The organism is Leptolyngbya sp. FACHB-1624, from assembly GCF_047649235.1.
Lineage (GTDB): Bacteria > Cyanobacteriota > Cyanobacteriia > Leptolyngbyales > Leptolyngbyaceae > Leptolyngbya > Leptolyngbya boryana.
Map to the genome: position 1 here is coordinate 220,863 of NZ_CP180258.1, position 20,330 is coordinate 241,192.

At 45.1% G+C, this 20,330-nt stretch carries 21 protein-coding genes and 1 riboswitch; of the genes, 13 read left to right on the forward strand and 8 right to left on the reverse strand.

The annotated features are described in order from the left end of the window. Nucleotides 1-15: 15 nt before the first annotated feature. Nucleotides 16-399 carry a single-stranded DNA-binding protein gene (locus ACMUEV_RS00955; protein WP_017291181.1) on the forward strand — a complete coding sequence of 128 codons (384 nt, stop codon included), beginning with the start codon at nucleotides 16-18 and terminating at the stop codon, nucleotides 397-399. Between the two features lie 50 nt (nucleotides 400-449). On the opposite strand, the gene ACMUEV_RS00960 is transcribed toward ACMUEV_RS00955, so the two are convergent. Next, nucleotides 450-1,862, reverse strand: coding sequence for a glycosyl hydrolase family 57 (locus ACMUEV_RS00960; protein WP_190649761.1), 1,413 nt, complete (start codon nucleotides 1,860-1,862; stop codon nucleotides 450-452). Between the two features lie 146 nt (nucleotides 1,863-2,008). On the opposite strand from ACMUEV_RS00960, the gene glgA reads away from it, so the two are divergent. After that, entirely contained in the window at nucleotides 2,009-3,484 is a 1,476-nt protein-coding gene (gene glgA, locus ACMUEV_RS00965; RefSeq protein ID WP_190649759.1) for a glycogen synthase GlgA, read from the forward strand. A gap of 75 nt (nucleotides 3,485-3,559) precedes the next feature. Here glgA and ACMUEV_RS00970 read toward each other — a convergent pair whose 3' ends face one another. The 3 genes from ACMUEV_RS00970 to ACMUEV_RS00980 form a co-directional block, all read right to left on the reverse strand. After that, nucleotides 3,560-5,362 carry a M3 family oligoendopeptidase gene (locus ACMUEV_RS00970; RefSeq protein ID WP_190649757.1) on the reverse strand — a complete coding sequence of 601 codons (1,803 nt, stop codon included), beginning with the start codon at nucleotides 5,360-5,362 and terminating at the stop codon, nucleotides 3,560-3,562. Nucleotides 5,363-5,458: 96 nt separating this feature from the next. After that, the gene (gene puuE / locus ACMUEV_RS00975) at nucleotides 5,459-6,367 is read right to left on the reverse strand and encodes an allantoinase PuuE (RefSeq protein ID WP_190649755.1); all 909 of its coding nucleotides are present in this window, start codon (nucleotides 6,365-6,367) and stop codon (nucleotides 5,459-5,461) included. Next, a complete protein-coding gene (locus ACMUEV_RS00980; RefSeq protein WP_190649753.1) occupies nucleotides 6,367-6,789 on the reverse strand; it encodes a hypothetical protein in 423 nt (140 codons plus the stop codon). The genes puuE and ACMUEV_RS00980 overlap by 1 nt, the downstream gene beginning before the upstream one ends. Nucleotides 6,790-6,940: 151 nt before the next feature. Between ACMUEV_RS00980 and ACMUEV_RS00985 the strand changes: the two genes are divergently transcribed. The 3 genes from ACMUEV_RS00985 to ACMUEV_RS00995 all read left to right on the forward strand — a co-directional run bounded on the left by ACMUEV_RS00985 (nucleotide 6,941) and on the right by ACMUEV_RS00995 (nucleotide 9,259). Beyond that, nucleotides 6,941-7,378, forward strand: a complete 438-nt coding sequence (locus ACMUEV_RS00985) for a DUF3574 domain-containing protein (protein WP_199329389.1) — start codon at nucleotides 6,941-6,943, stop codon at nucleotides 7,376-7,378. Between the two features lie 318 nt (nucleotides 7,379-7,696). Further along, nucleotides 7,697-7,841: riboswitch (cobalamin riboswitch) on the forward strand. Between the two features lie 103 nt (nucleotides 7,842-7,944). Continuing rightward, the gene (locus ACMUEV_RS00990; RefSeq protein WP_190649749.1) at nucleotides 7,945-8,400 is read left to right on the forward strand and encodes a hypothetical protein; all 456 of its coding nucleotides are present in this window, start codon (nucleotides 7,945-7,947) and stop codon (nucleotides 8,398-8,400) included. Nucleotides 8,401-8,437: 37 nt separating this feature from the next. Beyond that, on the forward strand, nucleotides 8,438-9,259 hold the full coding sequence (locus tag ACMUEV_RS00995; RefSeq protein ID WP_190649747.1) for an acyl-CoA desaturase: 822 nt from the start codon (nucleotides 8,438-8,440) through the stop codon (nucleotides 9,257-9,259). Between the two features lie 153 nt (nucleotides 9,260-9,412). On the opposite strand, the gene ACMUEV_RS01000 is transcribed toward ACMUEV_RS00995, so the two are convergent. Both ACMUEV_RS01000 and ACMUEV_RS01005 read right to left on the reverse strand, forming a co-directional pair. Continuing rightward, the gene (locus tag ACMUEV_RS01000) at nucleotides 9,413-9,802 is read right to left on the reverse strand and encodes a RidA family protein (RefSeq protein ID WP_017291171.1); all 390 of its coding nucleotides are present in this window, start codon (nucleotides 9,800-9,802) and stop codon (nucleotides 9,413-9,415) included. Continuing rightward, the gene (locus ACMUEV_RS01005; RefSeq protein ID WP_017291170.1) at nucleotides 9,799-10,227 is read right to left on the reverse strand and encodes an NUDIX domain-containing protein; all 429 of its coding nucleotides are present in this window, start codon (nucleotides 10,225-10,227) and stop codon (nucleotides 9,799-9,801) included. Before ACMUEV_RS01005 ends, ACMUEV_RS01000 begins: the two co-directional genes overlap by 4 nt. Before the next feature lie 102 nt (nucleotides 10,228-10,329). On the opposite strand from ACMUEV_RS01005, the gene malQ reads away from it, so the two are divergent. The 3 genes from malQ to ACMUEV_RS01020 all read left to right on the forward strand — a co-directional run bounded on the left by malQ (nucleotide 10,330) and on the right by ACMUEV_RS01020 (nucleotide 13,060). Further along, a complete protein-coding gene (gene malQ / locus ACMUEV_RS01010; RefSeq protein ID WP_190649745.1) occupies nucleotides 10,330-11,838 on the forward strand; it encodes a 4-alpha-glucanotransferase in 1,509 nt (502 codons plus the stop codon). Nucleotides 11,839-11,958: 120 nt separating this feature from the next. After that, entirely contained in the window at nucleotides 11,959-12,327 is a 369-nt protein-coding gene (locus tag ACMUEV_RS01015) for a response regulator (RefSeq protein ID WP_017291168.1), read from the forward strand. A gap of 205 nt (nucleotides 12,328-12,532) precedes the next feature. After that, the gene (locus ACMUEV_RS01020) at nucleotides 12,533-13,060 is read left to right on the forward strand and encodes a nucleoside monophosphate kinase (protein ID WP_017291167.1); all 528 of its coding nucleotides are present in this window, start codon (nucleotides 12,533-12,535) and stop codon (nucleotides 13,058-13,060) included. Nucleotides 13,061-13,080: 20 nt separating this feature from the next. Here ACMUEV_RS01020 and ACMUEV_RS01025 read toward each other — a convergent pair whose 3' ends face one another. Beyond that, on the reverse strand, nucleotides 13,081-13,290 hold the full coding sequence (locus ACMUEV_RS01025) for a hypothetical protein (protein ID WP_190649743.1): 210 nt from the start codon (nucleotides 13,288-13,290) through the stop codon (nucleotides 13,081-13,083). Nucleotides 13,291-13,346: 56 nt separating this feature from the next. Here ACMUEV_RS01025 and ACMUEV_RS01030 point away from each other — a divergent pair, with 56 nt between their 5' ends. Beyond that, nucleotides 13,347-13,634, forward strand: a complete 288-nt coding sequence (locus tag ACMUEV_RS01030; protein WP_017291165.1) for a DUF3288 family protein — start codon at nucleotides 13,347-13,349, stop codon at nucleotides 13,632-13,634. 56 nt (nucleotides 13,635-13,690) lie between these two features. Here the strand turns inward: ACMUEV_RS01030 and ACMUEV_RS01035 are convergent, their stop codons facing one another. Further along, nucleotides 13,691-14,389: a hypothetical protein gene (locus tag ACMUEV_RS01035; protein ID WP_017291164.1), complete on the reverse strand. Its 699-nt coding sequence runs from the start codon at nucleotides 14,387-14,389 to the stop codon at nucleotides 13,691-13,693. A gap of 179 nt (nucleotides 14,390-14,568) precedes the next feature. On the opposite strand from ACMUEV_RS01035, the gene ACMUEV_RS01040 reads away from it, so the two are divergent. The 4 genes from ACMUEV_RS01040 (at nucleotide 14,569) to ACMUEV_RS01055 (ending at nucleotide 20,286) form a co-directional block, all read left to right on the forward strand. Next, complete coding sequence (locus ACMUEV_RS01040; RefSeq protein WP_190649741.1) at nucleotides 14,569-15,078, forward strand: peptidoglycan-binding domain-containing protein; 510 nt, start codon at nucleotides 14,569-14,571, stop codon at nucleotides 15,076-15,078. A 166-nt stretch (nucleotides 15,079-15,244) separates the two neighbouring features. Next, nucleotides 15,245-17,881 carry an AAA family ATPase gene (locus tag ACMUEV_RS01045; RefSeq protein WP_190649739.1) on the forward strand — a complete coding sequence of 879 codons (2,637 nt, stop codon included), beginning with the start codon at nucleotides 15,245-15,247 and terminating at the stop codon, nucleotides 17,879-17,881. 55 nt (nucleotides 17,882-17,936) lie between these two features. Next, the gene (locus tag ACMUEV_RS01050; RefSeq protein ID WP_190649738.1) at nucleotides 17,937-18,842 is read left to right on the forward strand and encodes a DUF4351 domain-containing protein; all 906 of its coding nucleotides are present in this window, start codon (nucleotides 17,937-17,939) and stop codon (nucleotides 18,840-18,842) included. 88 nt (nucleotides 18,843-18,930) lie between these two features. Then, complete coding sequence (locus ACMUEV_RS01055; protein ID WP_242044312.1) at nucleotides 18,931-20,286, forward strand: serine/threonine protein kinase; 1,356 nt, start codon at nucleotides 18,931-18,933, stop codon at nucleotides 20,284-20,286. The last annotated feature ends 44 nt before the right edge of the window (nucleotides 20,287-20,330 follow it).

Below are 20,330 nucleotides of genomic sequence, written 5' to 3' on the forward strand. Positions count from 1 at the left end.
AGCTGGAGATTTTTCATGTCGAGTGCTGGACTCAATCAATGGATTGTTAGCGGCAATTTAGCGGCTGATGCAACCGTGAAAACAGTAACGCTTAAAGATGGTAGAGAAGCGAAAGTTGCAGAAGCAACAATCTATGTTCGGAAGTCTCGCAATCGGGAAGAATCTTTTACAGTGTCTTTGAGCATTTGGGAGAAATCGACAGCTTGGCGAGTATTGCCATATTTGAAGAAAGGGTCGTTGATTATTTGTACGGGGGCAGTTGAGCCAAATCCATTCATTTCAAGCAATGGAAACGTGCCAAGAGCAGGCTTGCAGATGACAGTCATTGATATACATCTCGATCAAGTAAAAGAAGAAGAGATGGAAGATGTAGAAGAACCTGTTGCAGTTCCGGCTTAGAAAAAGTAGTTTGAAATGAAAAGCGATCGCACTTCTGCGATCGCTTTTTGCTAGCTTAATACAGACTTACCTCTGCGATAAATCTCACGTGCGTAATCCGTCCATGCTCCTTGTCCCCAATATCGAAAGCAACTTGTTTGAAGCAACAAGTTATAGAGTAAAGCTTCTTGATAATGAAGATGACTAGTATCAATTTGATGAAACATTGCACTCAGTTCTGTCATCGGTTCTAGAACATTCTCATAGCCTTTTACCCAGCTGAGATCATTTGTCCAAGAAGCTCCATCAATGTGAAAGCGATCGTCATTTTGTTTGAGATTCGCGATCGCTTGCTCTACAGTTTCAGCATGATGATCAACTCGTTGCCAGATTTTGTGTTGTTGGACGGCTTGAACTTTTGGATAGTCGTTGGGGCTAATGCCTGATGCTTCAAGTAGCTCTAAATATTCAGTTCCATTGATTGCAACAATGCCTGAATTGTTATTGCCGGAATCTCGGAGTTCGTGGTAAATGCGAAAGAAATCACGCGGATATTCATTCATCATTACGCCGCCATTTTCACCATCAGCAATTTGGGAAACTAAAGATGGAATTTGGGTGTGATTGAGTTGTTGTTTTGATCGTGTTTTTGCCTCAAAGTAAGGCTGCATTTGAGCCACTAATTTTGTATCTGAACCTTGAGTTTTGATTAATGCAGTAATTGAGATTGTTTCGTGATTTGAATTGCGCGCGACCAGTTGATTAGGAATGTATTTCTGGTCATGAGGTAGGGGCGAACCATCGAAACATTCTACAGAATGTTCTTGGACAAGAAGCCATTGGTAACCACATTCTTTTAAGGCTTTAATGTATTGAAAGAGTGTGTCGGGGTGATTTGGGAGGTGCATTTCTGGGGGAGAGAAGCCTCTGACACGCTTGAGAGCCTCGTCGCCGAAGATGGATGCAAAATGATGTTGCCAAGCCTGGATATGGAGTTTCAGGTCAGGAATAGGCGTAGAAGGGACAACGGCATGACTCCACATCGTTCCGAGCCATTCGACGTAGGGTTGGAATTCGCGATCGCAGGTAATTCGCTTGAGATGATTCAAAATGTCGTCACGCCCCATTTGCTGAAATCCCCAGAGGAGATTACCAGAATAGTCGAGCATAATGCGGGGATTGCAGCCTTGAGAAACCAGTTCAGGAATAAATTCTCCTATACGGCTATAGCACCAAGCGAAGGGAGCTGCGTTGTGGTTATCGCCATCGTTTGGATGCTCGAACATATGCTGGAGATTGCTGATCAATTCGCCGTTTCTGCCTGCGGGGATCGTGGGTTGGTGCATGTGGAGGGCACAAGCGAAGGCGGATTGGATAGAGTCAAGGCGGAGATTTGTGGTGGGAAGGAAAACGGGATCAGAGGAATAGGAGATTTCCGAACCGCAGATCGGTGGGAAACTAGAGGTCGTCAGCGTGGTTGCCATGGGGAGATCCTTGAGTCTGTAGGGTCAGATCTTAGATCAGACGTTCTCAAAAGAGGTTTAAGTTTTGAGGCGACTTGCAAAAAATCAAGGTTACGTATTGAATAAAGACATCAAAAAATGAATTTTTGTTAACTAGGGGGATAGAAATGTATATTGTGCAAATTGCCTCCGAGTGTGCGCCAGTGATTAAGGCGGGCGGTTTGGGGGACGTGGTTTATGGTCTGAGCCGGGAATTGGAGAATCAAGGGCATTGTGTAGAGTTGATTCTGCCTAAGTATGACTGCATGCGGTACGACCATATCTGGGGGCTGCACGATGCATATCGAGATTTATATGTCCCCTGGTTTAATGGGTGGGTTCATTGTTCGGTGTATTGCGGCTGGGTGCATGGTCGGGTTTGTTTCTTTATTGAGCCGCATTCGGAAGATTTTTACTTCGATCGAGGAGTCTATTACGGTTGCGATGATGACAACATGCGGTTTGCATTCTTTAGCAAAGCGGCATTAGAGTTTTTGCTTCAAAGTAATAAGCGACCCGATGTAATTCATTGTCATGATTGGCAAACGGGCTTGGTTCCGGTGATGCTATTCGAGATTTATAAGTATCACGGAATGGCAAATCAGCGAGTTTGCTATACGATTCATAACTTTAAGCATCAAGGATTTGCGGGGACGCAAGTTCTCGAAGCAGTGCAGTTGAGACGACCTGAATACTATTTCAGCTATGACAAATTGAGAGATAACTTTAATCCGTTTTCGATCAATTTTATGAAAGGTGGAATTGTTTATGCAAATGCAGTAACAACTGTCTCACCTCATCATGCCTGGGAAGCTCGACATACAGATGTGAGCTATGGATTAGGACATACTTTAGAAGTCCATCAAGATAAGTTCTCTGGAATTTTGAATGGATTGGATTATGGCTTCTGGAATCCTGAGAACGATCGATATTTGCCTTATCATTACTCAGCGGAAACATTTGATCAAAAGGCTTATAACAAGAAGGCATTGCGAGAGCGATTGTTGTTAGAAGATTCAGATAAGCCGATCGTCTGTTTCATTGGACGATTAGATGATCAAAAAGGGGTGCATTTGGTGCATCATTCGATTTACTATGCCTTAGAAAGAGGAGCACAGTATGTTTTATTAGGATCGGCAACGGAGTCGTCGATCGACAAATGGTTTAGACATGAGAAAGAGTTTCTGAATAATAATCCCGATTGTCATATTGAGCTTGGATTCAATGAGGAGCTATCCCATTTAATCTATGCGGGCGCAGATATGATCGTCGTGCCGAGTAACTTTGAGCCTTGTGGTCTGACACAAGTGATCAGTTTGAAGTATGGAACTGTCCCGATCGTTCGAGGTGTGGGAGGGTTGATCAATACAGTATTTGATCATGATTATGATCAAAACCACCCGCCTGAAGAGAGAAACGGATTTGTATTCTATGACAAGGATAACTATGCCTTAGAGTCCGCGATGGGACGAGCTTTTGATCTTTGGGGACAGAATCGGCAGGTCTTTAATCAGTTGGCGATTCAGGGAATGAAGTATGACTATTCTTGGACGGAATCAGCTAAAGAGTATGCGGAATTATATAACAATATTCGGCATAAGTAGCAGTTGACAGAGCTGGATAAATTCTGAGAAGCTCCAGTGAATTACAGTTCACTGGAGCTTCTTTGTTTAAGTCATTTACAGGCTAGCTTGCAACTGATCTAGTAGCTTCTCAACATAGGTTAAAGCTCCACGGATTGTTGCGGGATCTTCAATGTCAACGCCAACATACTGACGCAGTGCAGTCACTTGGTCTAGGCTGCCACCTGCGGCAAGTAGCTCTAAATACCCAGGAATAAAGTCTTTCCCAACTTCGAGATACTTCTGATAACAAGCAAGACTCACAATGTTTGATGCTGTGTACTGATAGCAGTAGAAGGGCTTGAAGTAGATATGTCCGATTCTTGCCCAATCGTATTGATGTTCAGGCAGAACTTCAACTGCATCACCACAAAGAGTTTGATACAATTTCATCCATTCTTCGTTGACAAAGGAGTGATCAAAACTGCTTTGAGCGGCACGTTCATGAACAGCTAGCTCCAGGCGGCTAATTGTGCTTTGTCGGAATAATAGATTTAACTGATCTTCAAGTTGTCGTGTGATCAATGATTTCGTCAAAGCCTTATCGTCTTTAGCTTGTTTCAGCAGATAGTCTAGCAACAGCAATTCATTGAATGTTGATGCGATTTCAGCTAGCACCATTGGAGGATTGCTGTTGAAGTAGGTTTGTCGATCGTCAATCCAAGCAAAGTGCAATCCATGACCCATTTCGTGTGCTAGGGTGAACAACGAATTGTAGTCATCGGTGTATGACATCAATAGATAGCTATGTTTGCCGTAGGTGTAGGAACAGAATGCACCACCACGTTTGCCAGGGCGGACTTTTGCATCGACCCAGTTTTTCACGAAGAATTCTTCTGCTCGACGGGCATAGTTCGGATCAAACTGATCTAATGCAGAAAGTAGCGTTTCGACTCCTGTTTTATAGGTGACAGGTGGGGTTGCTTCAGTTCCCCAGGGAGCATAAAGATCGGCTGTGCGGATTTTTTGTCCTAGAGCTTGACCTTTTAGGGTGTAGTAGCGCTGGAAAAGATCAAAGCGATCGCCTGTACCCTGCATAATTGCTCGAAATACAGGTTCAGAAACTTCATCTGCTAGCAGTTGCTTCTGCAAAGTAGAGTCATAGCTGCGCATCTGGTTTTCGATCTTATGATCCTGCGCCACAGAATTCAGAATGTAGGCATACAGCGAATTGTGCTGTTTCATAACTTTCCGAACAGATTGATAGCCTGCTGTTCGGATTTCTGCGTCGGGGTGATAGAGCAATGCACTCAGTTCTGATTCGGTGCTGACGATGCGCTCATCGGGAGTCGTTACAGGTTCGTATTCTTGTTCGCCAAGGTGAACGGATCTCAGTTGGATAAAGGCTTGTCGTCCTGTCAAGCTATCTTGGTTCCGAGTCTGCTCAACTTCTTCAGAGAGTGTATGGGGGCGATACTTTGCAATGCGATTGAGATAATGCTGATAGGTTGCTAGGGTAGACGCTTTTTGTAAGGTTTCAAATTGGGCAGCATCTAATTTCTGCAATTCGAGATCAAAGAAAAGAAGCTGGTTTTCAACACCTGTGAGCGCTTCCATAACTTTATCTAGGAATTGCTTGGCTTCAGTATTGCGGGTGTCAGCGGAGAAGATGAGCGAAGGAAACGCATAGAGATAGCCGGATTTTTCAGCGATCGCTTCTAATGTTTTAAAACACTCTGCTAATTGATCGGCGCTCAAATCTTTCACCTTGCCGCGATGTGCATCCCTAAACTCGCTGGCTTGTTGCTGCAACGACTCTAAATCTTGAGAGAAATTTGGATCGCTGAAGTTTTGATATAAATCAGATAAATCCCATTCTTGTGGATTGTCCAACTGCATCTGGTCAATCGCTTGTGTCATTCCATTAGCTCCTTAAACGGACTCATTATGATTACGCTTTGATTTCGATAGTAACACAGTAATCAATTTTGAACGGGAAGGCATCCGCGTTCTGGGTTATTTCGGTTGGTGATGTTCGTGCCAGTGTCGAGCAATATCAATTCGACGACAGAGCCAAACGCGATCGTGCTGCTGCACATAGTCCAAAAATCGCATCAGTGCAGCGGCTCGTCCAGGTCGTCCAACCAAGCGACAGTGTAAGCCAACACTCATCATTTTCGGTGCAGTTTCGCCTTCTGCGTAGAGGACATCGAATGCATCGCGAAGATAGGCAAAAAACTGATCGCCAGAGTTGAATCCTTGAGACGTGGCGAACCGCATATCATTGTTGTCTAAGGTATACGGAATGATCAGATGCGGCTTTTGGTCGGTATTGACCCAGTACGGGAGATCATCGGCATAGCTGTCAGAACTGTAGAGAAAACCGCCTTCCTCGATCACAAGTTTGTCGGTATGCTCGCTGCTGCGCCCGGTGTACCAACCAAGTGGGCGACTGCCTGTGACACGGGTGTGAATGTCGATCGCTAATTTGAGATGCTCTCGTTCAGCTTCTTCTGAAAAGTCTTTGTATTCAATCCAGCGGTACCCATGACTGGCAATCTCCCAATCTGCGGCTTTCATCGCAGCAACGGCTTCGGGATTTCGCTCTAATGCCATAGCGATACCATAGACGGTGACTGGAATTCTGCGTGATGTAAACATGCGATATAACCGCCAAAATCCGGCACGGCTGCCGTATTCGTAACAAGATTCCATATTCATGTGGCGCATTCCCTGGAAGGGAGCCGCGCCAACAATTTCTGACAAGAATGCTTCCGAGGCGGGATCACCGTGGAGGACGCAGTTCTCGCCGCCTTCTTCGTAGTTGATGACAAATTGAACTGCGATTCTGGCTTGATCTTTCCATTGGGGATGGGGTGGATTTTGTCCGTAACCCACGAGATTGCGCGGATATGAATCAGGCATCAGCAATTGACCGATAAAAGTTGCTGATTCAGAAATATAACAAGATCTCGGACGGTATGCAGCATACCAATATCCAAACGATCGCGAATTTCAATGCCAAAGCGATCGTGAAAGTCATCACATAAGGTACATTCCCAATCGAACCAGCAGACCAAAGGCAGTTGAAGATCCTCGGTTAAGCGATCGCTTGGAGTAATTTTTGCGAATTGCAACCCGGAATACGCTTCCATTTGCTGATAAACGAAAATTGCCAGATCTTGAGAAATTGAAAGCGGTTGCCAAAATGAGCGATACCAATCCTCGGATGTGCGAGTGGGGCGAGTTCGCATTGCCTGATTGATCTGTCGTCGAATGCTGAGGTCAGGACTCAGATCGGCGTAGGTTCTGATATTTAGAACGATATTATCTAGCTTGCGCCACATGCTCCCTATTATCCGTTTGCCATCGGTTTGTCTCAGTATTCCCACTCAGAGATCGATTCAAGCTATCGATTTTTTGAGGTTTTACAAAATCTAGGGATTGCATGAAGAATTCCACTTCAACGTGAGAGAAGAGAGAGTTGAGGTTGATGTGATGAAATCTAGATTCCACTTAATTTTAGGAGTGGCAGTCGGGCTGATTGTGCCGCTGCTGGTTTTCGCAAAGGTTGATGAATCTGTGGATCAATCTTGCCAGTTGCAACCGCACGGCAAGGCTTTTATGCGAACAGAGTTATTTTTTGGATTCGCGAAACCCGATCGCTCAGAAGTGACTCAGGTTGAATTTCAGCAATTTGTCGATCGCGTTGTGACTCCGTTATTTCCTGAAGGGCTGACAAGGGTAGCCGCGAAGGGGCAATATCGGAATTCGCAGGGTAAGGTTGTGGCAGAAAACTCTCAACTTCTGACGCTGCTGTATCCGATGAATGTTGAGAGTAGCAAGAAGATTGATCAGATCCGAGCCGCTTATAAACAGGCATTTCAGCAAGAATCTGTATTGCGCGTGGATGAGCGATCGTGTGTTTCGTTTTAATGGTCAACTTGATAGTTTAATTTCTGAACGAGTCTCATCTTTATCGGGCATAGCGTTAGAGTTTTACGAGACATGATCGCTCAGAGGCAACGGTTCCGAGGAATCGCGGCTTTTTAGATCAGCGAACAATAGGACGGCTAACTAGCGATTTGGTATTCTCGTCAACAACATGGAATGTAACCGATATGTGGATCTGTGCAAAATGTGAGAGCCTTCAGAGACTACTTTAGTAAACGATTTAGATGATTGGCTCATTTTCAATCCAGTTTGAGTGGGTGAAGTGCGGCAAAGATGAGTCTAATTTTGCTTGATCGTGCTACTCTCTAGATGAGTATCGGTTCTGATGGGAATCAGCCATTAGACGCAAGGGGGAAAGTTCGGTGCAAACCCGACGCTGTCCCGCAACTGTGATAAGAACTGTGTTCTTTGAGTCAGGATGCCCGCCGATGCATAGCGCCTCTTTAAGAGGTATGTCTGTTGTGTTTCATCTGCGAGGTACGGATGATGATGGTTCTTAGTTTCTTAAAACGGATTTGCTTCCCTATTTTGCAGTTCAGGGGAAGTTGATGAGGTTTCAACATTATGATTTGCGATCGCATTTTGATCACTGGCAAGATCTGGTTATTCAGCAGAATTTTTTGCAGATAGGGTTCACTAGCTGGAATGGCTATTTGAGACTAGGGCGAGGACTAGTAACCTGCAAGATTACGAATCGGATCAATGCTTCAATGAATTGGAGTATTGATTCTGTAGTCTTTGAGCAGGAGTTCGTCGCGCAGGCACAAGTCGAGCTATATTTGCGAATGCTTGAAGTTGATAGCCAAGCTGGGGTTGCGATTCACGAGGCAATCGCGACGTATGACCCAACTCAAGCGATCGTGCTTCTGGCGAGACGGGATCGCGAAGTTCAGGTCAGTCTACTGCAAAACCTAAAAATCTCTCCTGCTGATTGCTATAAACAAGTGCAGCACCGTTGGAGTGAGTTTCAACTAGAAGCCACAGAGCGCAATCGTGCTGAGTGATCACGCTGATTTTATCCAAACCGTTTGAGCAAAATTCATGACCGATGTCTGTTTAATTTCTCCACGTCCTCGTTGGACTGTAATTACTGTTGTTGTTTTCTTGCATTTAGGAGCCTTACTTGCACTGTCTCCCGCTTATTTTAGTTGGTCAGCCGTTGGAGTTGCTCTATTCTTGCATTGGCTGACGATCGGGCTAGGAATCTCTTTAGGATTCCACCGCTTAGCAACGCATCGCAGTTTCAAAACGGTCAAATGGTTAGAATACTTCTTTATCTTGTGTGGCACATTGGCAGGTCAAGGAGCCGTGAAGGGTTGGGTCGGCTATCATCGAATGCACCATTTGTTTGCCGATCGGACTGGTGATCCACATGATTCGACTCAGGGATTTTGGTGGAGTCATATCAGTTGGCTGATGCACGAGGTTCCATCTCATTCAGAACTGCATCGATTCACTCAAGATATTGCTCATGATTCGTTTTATCAGTTTTGCCACAAGCACTACATTGCTTTACAGATTGCATTAGCTGTTTTGCTTTATGGTCTCGGTGGAATGCCCTTCGTAGTTTGGGGAATTTTTGCGCGATTGTTTGTTGGCTTTCACAGTACGTGCTTTGTCAATAGTGCATGTCATACTTTTGGCTATCGGAACTATGCGGTCAATGATCGATCGACGAATTGCTGGTGGGCAGCATTGCTGACTTTCGGAGAAGGATGGCACAACAATCATCATGCTTATCAAGCTTCGGCGCAGTTTGGCAAGCGCTGGTGGGAAGTGGATGTGATATGGTTGACGATTCGACTGTTGGAGAAATTGAAACTTGCAAAAAACGTCAAGACTGCTCATCTAGTAGAGTATTGAATCTCACATAACTAATTTCCAATATTCAAATCGACAAAAGCCCATACCCGTTCCAGAACAAGCATTTACCTTGTGATGCGAACCTTCCAGCCATCGCGCTTCGATGCGATCGCTCTCGCTTGTGAATCAGGTTCAAGAGCGATCGCAGTTCTCCTAATCTTTCAGTGTTGCAACACAGTCGATCTCAACCAAAACATCTTTTGGTAAGCGAGCGACTTCCACACAAACTCTTGCGGGTGCAGTTGCTTCATCAAAATATTTGGCATAGACCGCATTCATTGCCGCAAAATCGTTCATGTCTTTCAAGCAGACCATCGTTTTGACAACATCATCGAGCGACGAACCAGCCGCTTCTAAGATGGCTTTCAAACTGGTCATGGCTCGTTCGGTTTGAGCCGCAACATCGCCAGCACCGACAATTTCACCCGTCTGCGGATCGAGTGAGATTTGACCTGCGACAAAGACTAAACCTTGAGCCACGATCGCTTGATTGTAAGGACCAACCGGAGCCGGAGCCGCATCAGTCCGAATTACTTTTTTCATAATCTTGGGCGCATTCCATAATTTCTGTACTGTAAATAATCGTGCAAAATGCGATCGTGATCAAAACATAAATTCTCAGGGATCTCCCAAATCTCGACAATCCGCACATTTTTGGCATCATCACCTGCTTTGGGTTCGCCCTTGGCAGTGGCAATGTACGCAATGCTCATCGTATGTTGGCGCGCATCTCGATCGGGATCAGAATAAACTCCCAGTAAATCAATGAGTTCAATGTGCAGTCCAGTTTCTTCTTCGGCTTCAAGATGTGCGGTTTTCTCAGCCGAATTTCCGTAATCGATGAAACCGCCGGGAATTGCCCATCCATGTGGGGGATTGAGGCGTTCGATCAGCACGATCGGGCGATGGGGGCGATCAATGAGTTCGATGATAATGTCAACGGTGGGAGCAGGATTGCGATGAGCCATAAAAAATTACGATTTCCGAATTAATCTTGATTCTTCTTGCGGTGGATTTTGTCCTCTCCGCCTCATGTTACAGTTCTCACAGCCTTTTCCTGCTAGATTACTATGCCTTTAATGCGATCAAGTGGCGTTTTGCTGCATCCTACCTGCTTTCCCGGTCGATTTGGAATCGGAGAACTAGGAGCCGAAGCTCATCGATTTATTGAGTTTCTTGTGCAGAGTGGACAGCAATATTGGCAAGTGTTGCCATTAGGTCCTACGGGATATGGAAATTCTCCCTATGCATCTTATTCATCAATGGCAGGCAATCCGTTGTTGATTAGTTTAGAGGCGTTGCGCGATCGCGGCTTGCTAGAAGAATCGGATTTTGCGAATGCTGATGGATTTTGGATCGATTGTGTGGATTTCGATCGCGTCTATGCGTTCAAGGCTCCGTTATGGCGAAAGGCTTGCGATGCCTTTAAACATCAGCGTGATGAACAGCGCGATTTTGCCGATTTTTGTACGAGAAAAGCCTTCTGGTTAGAAGACTATGCGTTGTTCATGGCACTGAAGCATGAGAACGGCGGCAAGAGTTGGTATGAGTGGGAACCCGAATTGATGCAGTCGAAACCGGATGCGATCGAAGCTGCTCGAATCCGACTGCAAGAAGAAATTTACTACCAGAAATTTCTTCAATACGAGTTTTTCAAACAGTGGGTGGCGCTGAAAGAACATGCCAACGAAAATGGTGTGCAAATTATTGGAGACATCCCCATTTATGTTGCACATGATAGTGCGGATGTTTGGGCAAACTCAGAGAACTTTCGGCTTGATCCTGAGACCGGACATCCTGAACTGATGGCAGGTGTACCGCCAGATTATTTTAGTGCAACAGGACAGCTTTGGGGTAATCCCATCTATGACTGGAACTATCTGGAATCGACAGATTTCAAGTGGTGGGTGCAGCGATTTGAAGCCATGTTAGATCTGGTGGACTGGATTCGGATTGATCATTTTCGTGGGCTTGAGGCTTATTGGGCAGTTCCGCAAGGTGAAGAGACAGCGATGAATGGGAACTGGATCGAAGCGCCAGGAGATCAGTTCTTTCAGATGCTCAATACGAAGTTAGGAAAGCTACCGATCTTGGCAGAAGATTTAGGTGTGATTACACCGGAAGTAGAAGCATTACGGGATAAGTATGAGTTTCCAGGCATGAAGATTCTTCACTTTGCTTTTGGGTCTGATCCGGGCAATCCTTATCTGCCATTTAACTATCCTCGTAATTGTGTCGTGTATACAGGTACGCACGATAACGATACAACGATCGGCTGGTATGAGCAGCTTTCAGACTATGAGCGGGGCAATCTTTGGAACTATATGGGCTGTATCGGACAGCAGGGAATTCATTGGGATTTGATTCGAGTCGCCATGAGTTCGGTTGCAGTTCTGTCGATCATCCCAATGCAAGATTTAATGGGGTTGGGAGCGAATACCAGAATGAATGTTCCGGGTCAGGCAGAGGGGAATTGGGGTTGGCGCTATCGATCAGAGATGTTGAATGACGAGATTCGCGATCGATTCGCAAGTTTGACGCATCTATTTGGGCGTGCACCTCACCGGAAGCGAGATTAACTCAAAATGTAAATTGAAGAACAGTAATGATGGTTCTCTAGTTTTCTACAATTTTCTGATAGGGTCAGCAACACGCATCAAGCTCTACAAATTGTTTTTCTAGTAATCATTACTGTCTCAATGATGATACAGACTATTCTGCTGATTGAAGATCATGCTGCGCTTCGAGCGAATTTGGCAGAGATGCTTGAGTTAGAAGGCTATCGAGTGATTGAAGCAGAAGATGGAAGCTCAGGAATCAAACTGGCAACGGAGGAACGCCCAAACCTGATTGTTAGTGATTTCGAGTTGCCTATTTTTGATGGATTTGATGTGTTGAGATTGCTCCGTCAAAATCTGGAAACCATGAATATTCCAATCTTGTTTTTAACCGGAGCAGTTGAGAATAACGATCGCTTGAAAATCCTCAAAGATCGAGGAGAAAAGTATCTATCTAAACCTTGCTCTCTCAGTAAGGTACTAGCAGAGATTAGGGAATGCTTATCTTAAGTTTCAGAATTGAATTCGTGATAAACAATGACACAATGTAACATTGCGTTCAGCATGAGCGATCAGTTCTCTAGTTTTTCACACTATTTCTCTATCGTTCTTTGATGTAGCAAACTTTATCATCAGATGTCAGTATGCTGAGATGAGCATGATTCGAGTTCAATCATTGATGACCGAAGTTTAGTCTAATCGTTTGAGGAATAATATGACGGTGCAGCTTATTTTCTTAGGACTTGAGACTGCGAGTGTGAATACACAGGCAGCAATCTTATCGAAACAACTCGGGATTCCCCATATCTCGATGATCCATTTGTTTTCGCAGTTTATGCGCGATCGCTTGTGCAGCGATCTGCAAGCCATCCTCCCTTCCGATACGATCTCGCCTGATACAGAAAAGCTGGCAATGCTGGAAGTCCGTTTGCGGCAATCTGATACTCGTCAGGGTTGGATTCTCACGGACTTTCCTCAGTGCTTTACTCAAGCGCAATCTCTGCACCTTCTGCTTGAATATATGGGCTATTCACAGCCTCAAGCACTTTATCTCAGTCTTACAAAACATGATTTATTAGAGCGATTATCGGCTGATCAATTAGCGTGGAATCAACGGCTGCTTTCTCCTGTTATCGAGTACTACCAGGAACTAGACTGCTTAATGATGGTTGATGCGAATACAACTCCCTCAATTATTAATGAAAAAATTCTGGATAGATTGCAAATTACGATATTGGCTTAGCGAAACAAGCTGCTTGGATCTCAACTGGCTTGGAACTCGGAGAATGTTACAAATCTTGCTTGTGGTTTGAACCAATTTAAATAGGGTTCTAAGCGATCGAGTAAGGCTAATCCATGGTCTAAACCTTCAGCCGATGCTTTGAATTTTATTGTTTTATCTAACGGTTGCCCGTACTCTTCTGGAACATCAAACCCTTCAACATCAAAGCTCAAAAGAATTAACTTATCCATCTCTCTGCAACCGCGTTCCCGTATTATACTGACGAGCGTGATTTCCACGGTGAGATATGGCGCAAGAGCAAAAAGACCAGGAGCATCCTTTGTGGAAGAGCGATCGTGAAATCGTCGATTCTCTACTGACGGGCGAAGCAACGGATTGGAATCTCGCAGAATTAGCCCGCTTGAGAATTCGCTATAACGGTTTCCCAGGGGCACGCGATATTCAAGCAGACTTAGATACAGTTCTCAAACAGTGGAACTTAACGGAGGATGCTTTGTTTGAAAAAACTCGCCACATTCATGTAGAGACGAAGCCTTATAAGGGGCGTGGCGCGAAGCGGGATGATTGGAGCTAGAAAGAAGTGGGGAGTGGGGAAGAAACAATCTCTACTCCCTACTCCCCACTCCCCACTTAGTAGGCATTCACTGCCAACGCAGAATTCAGACGCAAATTCAAATCAGACTGATTGACTGAAATCACCTGATTGCGATTTCGTCCAAGCAATAAGCCACCTAAAGCACCTGCACCCGTACCGATTAGAACTTTGCCCAACGTGATCCGACGATTCCCGGTGATGCCAGAGATAATCGCTGCTGCACCTGAACCGATTGCAGCTCCCTTCAGAATTGCATCTGTACTCACCCCTCGACGAATTTCTTCAGTCCGAGTGACTAAATCTGTTTGACCATTCAGTGCCACCTGATTGCCATTATTCAAAATCAAGGTATTTGCGACAAAGCGAGTTCCACCATCGGCAGGCTGAAACTCTCCTTTCACTTGGCTACCTGCTGGAATCAACAGGGTTCCATTCGAGGTGCGAATATTATTGGGAACAGTTAACGTAATCGGAAGGCGTTCATTCGGGGCAACCAAAATTTTCTCAGCATCTCGGTAAGCCAAGCGCAACGTTGTGCCTGCCGGAATTCGGAATGCACCTGTCGTTTGCGTCGGTGACGAGGGAGATGAGGGGAACAGCTGCGCGACTTTCATCGGAGCAGGAGTAGCCGCGATCGCGTCTTTCGCAAATACGATCGGAGCGGCTCCAGTCGCCGTTACACCGATCGTCAGTGCGAGCGCAGTGCTAGTTTGCAATTTCTTCAAGTTCAACATAGATTTTTGTCCTTCAAGTCCGAGTCTAACGGCGATACTTTCAATGACTTTGCCGCCAGAGATAAGGTTCCTCATCTTAAAAAATAGAATTTGCGATCGCAAAAAAGTCCTATCTCAGGTCAGAGATTCAGGCTTTTTTCATTCATACTCAAATGTAAGAAGCTGAATCTAAAATTGCCATGAGCGCTGAAATTCCCCCCGATAAGATCGAACTGCCCGATTTGTATCCTTGGGATCAAGGAAGCGATGTTATGCAACTGCAAGCCTTATTGAGAGCACATGGATTTAACCTGAGAATCGATGGAGATTTTGGGAGTCGGACTGAAACAGCAGTGCGATCGTTTCAACATCGACATGGATTGAGAATTGATGGTGTGGTGGGTAAACAGACGTGGTCTGTACTCAACACAGACCTAGAACCAGGCACACGGCTCTTAAAACTGGGCTGTATTGGGACAGATGTGGCTGAACTTCAAGGACTCTTGTTAGTTCATGGCTTCGATGTTGACCGAAATCAGGTTTACGATGCTGCGACAGAAGCTGCGGTTCGACAATTTCAGCAGCGCTCCAGATTACGAGAGACGGGCATTGTGGATGATATAACTTGGACTTTTCTGAGAGGTCGAGGACTTCCTACGATGCCTCGCAAGCAGAATCGCTGGCTTAACAATCCGCGCAAGTGGTGGTGACTTTTGACTTGTCTTTGACACAATCAACACTTAGTAATTGTTAAAGTAGCTTCCTTTTCACGTTCTAGCAGCATTTCTGCAATCACAGAACCCGATGGTTTTTATACACAGTTTCAAACCCATGCGACATACTGATGAAGAGAGAATATGTTGCCCTTAGTTTGTCATGACTCAAGCACCTCGTCCTGGAAGTTGGAAGGCAAAGCTGAATCGATCGACTGAAAACTCTTTCATCGGGCGCGAACTTCAATTGCAAGCGTTTCGGGGTGTATTAAGCACGCCTTACGACGATCGCACAACTTCAATTTTCAGCATCTCTGGGCAAGGCGGAATTGGGAAAACTACTTTGCTCAAGCAGTTTCGCAGAATTACAACTGAGCTTGGACAGGTTGCAGCTTATGTTGATGAGGGATCACAGACGAATTTGGTGGATAATGTGCCGGAAGCGCTCAGTCGATTGGCACTGGATCTAGAGAAGCAAGGAATTGAGTGTAAGAAGTTTCAAGAGCGCTACAAGGTTTATCGTCAGAAGAAACAAGAACTGGAAGCTGATCCTGATGCGCCTCAAGGCTTTGCGGCAGGAATGGGAAAATTTATTGCGAGAGCCGGAATTGGGGTGGCGAAATCGATTCCGGGCAGTGGCGGAGTGATGGAATTTGTAGATTCGGAAGGAGTCGCAAATCAGGCTGGAGAGTGGACAGCTTTTGTGGCTCGTAAGCTGACAAATAAGGATGAAGTGCGATTAGTCCAGGAACCGATCGAGGTTTTGACTCCGCTTTTTCTAGAAGACCTGAATCGAGTTGCTGAAAAGCAAACGATCGTATTGTTGCTCGATACCTATGAGCAAACGGGAGCATTTTTAGACGATTGGCTTCGATCGCTGCTGAACGATCGATATGATGTAAGTCTGCATCCGAATTGTTTGATCTGCATTGCCGGTCGTGATCCGCTCAACAAGAATGCTTGGATTGGGTGGGAAAAACTGATTGCACGATCAGAGTTGGAACCGTTTACTAAGGCTGAGGCACGATTGTATCTGGCAAGCTGTGCGATTACTCAAGAATCGATCGTGCAAGAGATTTGGCGATTATCGTCGGGTGGATTGCCTGTGTTGATTGCGATGATGGCTCAGGGAGCGCCTCGTGAGGTTGAGCAAATTAGCGATCCCTGTGAGGATGCTGTGGAGCGATTTCTGTGGTGGGAGCAGGACGAGAAGAAGCGCAAAATTGCTCAAAATGCTGCATTGCCAAGGTTGATCAATCAAGATGTGTTGGCAGTGCTGACAAGTGATGCAGAAGCAGATAGTTTGTTTGATTGGCTAAAGTCTCGATCGTTTGTGGTACAGCATCCGAATGGGTGGCAATATCACAATTTGGTGCGAGGTCTAATTCTGCGTTATCAGCACAAGGTGTCGTTGAAGTCGTGGGCAGCGCTGCATGAGAAACTGGCGAACTACTACGATGAAATGCGGCAAGGATTGAAGCTAGAGGAATCGCAGCGGTGGAAGGATGAAACGTGGCAGCAATATTCGTTGGAGTGGCTTTATCACACTTTATGTATGGCTCCGCAGCGATCTTTAGGAATTGCTTTAAATGGTTGGTTGGTTGCATTGAACCAAGAACATCAGCTTGCACAAGAATGGGCAACTGTAATGGCAACTGTTGGGGAAATAACTAACTATGAAAAGCTGAGAGGATGGGGAAGTAAGCTCCAGATTTCAGAAGATGATAATACTGAATTAGAGAAAGTGCTGTCATCTTTACTGAAGGAGAACTGTTTAGAAGATAAAGCACGTGCGATCGCACTAACTCAACAGGTGTTTCTGGCTCTGAAACAATCATTTCCGGCTCTTACATCATCTGCTAGTCCAGATGATATTCAGCCTATGGAATTCGGAGAATGTCTAAGAAACATTACAGATGTTCATCATATGATCGAAACTCTAAATCAGGCTCTAAACCTAGCTCCTAATGCAGCAGACTCTCTTTTTTTACGAAGCTTTCTGCATATGCTGGAAGGTAATTTAAGTGAAGCTGAGACTGATTTTACTCTTGCAATGGATGTAGCTAAAGATTCAGAAGAGGAACTCCAGTCTATTCAGAATGAGTATCTTCAAATGATTAAAATACTGAGAGAGGAGAGTAACAGTTCATCGGAAACAATTGGGCTTTTAGAGTTTATTCATAAGCAAGAGAGCGAGATTCAGCAGAAAGAGAAAGAGATTCAACGATTGCGCTCAGAGCAGCAATTAAGAAGCGAAATCCGACGATTACGCTCAGAGCTTTTTAGAGTATTTTGGGCAAAGAAGAATTATGAGAAAGCGTATGATATTGTAAGTGAGTTAATAGCAGACAAGCCGAATGGCTATTGGACACTGTGCTTAGTGGCAGAAGCCTTTTTGTTCTCTAAAGAAGTGAATCCATCAATCAGAGCGCTCAATCGCGCACTTCAGGTTAACTCTCAAGATTCACGAGTTTATTACAATTTTGCTTTATTGCACCTTATTCGTCATGAACTAGATTCATTTAAAGCCAATATAACGCTTGCAATTCAAATTGCTCAGACGTGTTATAGTCATGCTCCAGATGACTGGCGCAATGTTTTGGAGCTTGCTTTGTATCGCCTCGTTGATGAACAAGTTGATGCTGCAGAGCTTCTCTTTAGACAAGTTGTTAATGGGCGGGTTCCTTCAACTCGTATTCGTGTTGCTATTTGCGATCTCCAAATTCTTCTTACTCTCTTCCCAGATTTTAACCTAGCTCAGCAGATGATAGAGCTATTGAAAACCTCGATCGAACAATAAATCAAATCCGCGATCGCGCTATTCTCAATAAACTGCCTCAATTTCTGCCGCACTCATGTCACAGATTCCCTTCGATCAGCTTTCCAAACAGTACCTAGAAGAGTTTCTGTCCCCGCTTGGGAAAGTCACGCGGAATCTGGAGATACCCGGCGAATCAAAGTTTGTAGACATCTACTTCGCACCGACTGTCACTCCTTCGATCGCCGATTTAGGCATCTTAGGGCGAATGGTTCAAACCTCATGTCTACTAGAACCTTACCGCAACGCACCTCGACGAGCAGAACTACGATCGTGCCTGCTCAAACTGCTGTGGCTGCAAGAAAACGATCGCCGCAAAGCTAAATCAGAAAATCGATCGCTCCCCGAACTGCCTCAATTGTGGATTCTCGCTGCAACTACACATCAACCCGTCATTCAAGAAGTTGCAGGACAACTCGATCGAGACTGGCTCCCTGGCATCTACTTTCTGCCCAAATTGTTTAGAAGCGCGATCGTTGCGATCGATCAACTTCCAGAAACTGAAGAAACACTCTGGCTAAGAATTTTAGGTCGAGATAGAACGCAAGAACGAGCGATTCTAGAAGTCTTAGCGCTTCCCAAGCATCATCCTCGTCGAAACAACATTCTACAATTGTTAGCAAATTGGAAAGTTAAAATCGAGTTAGGCGAAATTGAGGATTTTTCTCAGCAGGAGGTACTGATGGCGTTTTCACAAGCTTTTTTGGAATGGGAGCAAGCAACCCGACAAGAAGGACGACAGGAAGGACGACAGGAAGGACGGCAAGAAGGGCAAAGAACGCTGATTCTGCGTCTCTTGACTCGACAAGTCGGAAACTTATCAGAAGAGACGCGATCGCAAATTCACACTCTATCGATCGAACAACTCGAAGCGTTAGCTGATGCCCTACTCGACTTTTCAACCGTAACTGATTTAGAAACCTGGTTGCTCAATCACGGTTGAGCAGGACATTTAGAGAGACTCCCTGAGTAGAATGGAGCGCTCGTCAAAGAATAACCGGAATCGCTATGATCAGAGGCGAAGTGAGTCGATGACGATGCTAGGGGGATTCGGTTCGATGCTGACGGCAGGACAGACGCTGTACGATCGCTATCAACTCCAAGAGAAATTAGGACAGACTGCTGGACGACAGACTTGGCTTGCACTGGATTTGAACGCTCAGTCTGAGCCGATTGTGCTCAAACTCCTGGCATTTGGTGCAGAGATGCAGTGGGAAGATTTGAAACTGTTTGAGCGCGAATCCCAAGTCTTACGCCAGATTGATCATCCTCGGATTCCGAAATGTCGAGACTCTTTTTCGATCGACGATCGCATTCTTTGGTTTGGCTTAGTCCAGGATTATATTCCAGGCACTTCGCTCAAAGAGTTGGTGCAGGATGGAAAAAGATTTACAGAAGAAGAAGTGCGAAAATTCGCGATCGCGGTTCTAGAAATTTTGCGCGATTTGCATCAATTAAATCCTCCGCTTCTGCATCGCGATATCAAACCTAGTAATTTGATTTTGGGAAAAGATGAGCAGATTTATTTAATTGATTTTGGAGCAGTTCAGGATCATGTTCCGATTGAAGGTGGAACCTTTACAGTCGTTGGAACCTATGGCTATACACCGATCGAACAATTTGGCGGTCGGGCTGTTGCTGCTTCGGATCTCTACGCATTGGGGACAACTTTGATTCACCTTTTGACAGGAACCGCGCCTGCGGATTTGCCTCAGCGATATCTGAAATTGCAATGGCGCGATCGTGTAACTTTAACTCCTGCTTTTGCAGATTGGATTGATCGCCTGTCTCATCCTGATGTCGAACAACGATTTCAAACCGCAAATGAAGCGATTCAGGCACTCCATTTAGCGGGAGAATCTGCATTTGGTGCAGTGGAGCGTCCTAAAAATACGCGAGTTCAACTTCAGCGATCGAAAAAACGCTTAGAAATTGTCATCCCACAGCAAAATCAACAAGAAGAATCAGTTTTTGAGATGTTCGGCTTACTGATGGCAGGAGTCGCACTGCCTGCTCTGATGTTCTCGCTGCCGATGTTTATGATGCTGCTCGTTTTTGGGGTAATGAGCGCATCTGTCTGGATTTTACTATTTGCCTTGATTGTATTTTTGATTTTTATTAGTCCATCGTTTCAGCGAACTTACGTCAAGTTCGATCGCAAAGAATTTGCAGTCGAAACCCAGCGATTTCGAGCGATGAGCAATCGAATGACAGGCAAGACTCGCCATATTCGAGATGTGCGCCGGGATAATGGCAAAATTACGATTACTTCAGGACCGTATCGGGATGGATATCACTTGCATCAATTTGGAGAGGAGCTAACTGATTTTGAGCAAGCTTGGGTGTTGAAAGAAATTCGATCGTGGTTAAAGCTCAAAGCAGAGTAAAAAACATTCTGGAACTTGTAGGGATGGGATGGTATCTAGCAAAC